The 942-nt window shown below is 58.3% G+C and carries 1 protein-coding gene; it reads right to left on the bottom strand.

The genetic code is table 11. The annotated features are described in order from the left end of the window. Nucleotides 1–840 (bottom strand): FG-GAP repeat domain-containing protein (locus AC4HNJ_RS21520; RefSeq protein ID WP_490481666.1); only part of this gene is annotated, 840 nt, incomplete at its 3' end. Between the last annotated feature and the right edge of the window lie 102 nt (nucleotides 841–942).

The raw sequence follows: 942 nt of genomic DNA, 5'->3' as shown, positions 1-942 counted from the left end.
CTGCTGGCCGATCTCGTCAAAGCTGCGATCCAGTTCCAGACCGAACGCGGTTTGGTTGGAGGCGATGTAGATCAGGCTCATCAGCGAGCCTTCGTAACCGCCACCGAGCGCAATCAGGGTGCTGCCCGGTCCGTAGGCGCCGAAGGAATACGGGGTAAATTGATCGCCCGCACTATCCCAGATCTGCAGGTCCTGCGCCGCATTCGCCCAGATCACGGACAGGCGATTCGAGGGGGTGTAATACCCGATCGACAGTGGGTAGTAGCCGCAAGTGACGTTGGTCGTATCGGTTTCAACGTGCACACCATTGCGGATCAACCAATAGCTGAATTGGCACGTCGTGGCGTTGAACCAGAGCAGGTCGTCCTGGCCGTCGCCGTCCACATCGCCCGCACCCACCAACACCCAGCCAGCGGTATAGGTGCCCAGCGAGGAGGATGTGAATCCGCCGCTGCCGTTGTTGGTCCACAGCACCAGATCATCGTTGTTGCTGGTGAGCACCAGATCGGCCAACCCATCGCCATTGAAATCGCCGATGGCGCCTACGAAATAACCCGGCGTCACGTTGAAGGTGTGCGCGCTGAGTTTAGTCACGGCACCCGTGGCGTCATTGGTGTCCATCAGCCAATACGCCACTTGGCTGGTGTTGGTGTTGAACAGGAACATATCCGACACGCCGTTGCCGTCTGCGTCGCCGGGTACGTGCAGACTGGATGGCAACGGCGTGGTCACACGTAGCGCGGGCAAGGTGTCGAAGCTAACAGTCTGCGCAGAGGCCAGGGCTGGCCCCGCTAGCACAGCCAGTACGCTCAGCACCTTCAACCATCGATGTCTATGCATATTCCCCCCGAAATGATGAGCGTCCTTGATGCGGGTGTGCGAGCTTTTCTATACGTAGCAACTTGATCGTCTATACGTAGCAATCTGATCGATATGAACTTG

Source organism: Dyella sp. SYSU CM1112 (genome assembly GCF_058216415.1).
The sequence above is the reverse complement of the archived record's forward strand: the minus strand, read 5'-3'. Positions and strand labels throughout refer to the sequence as shown.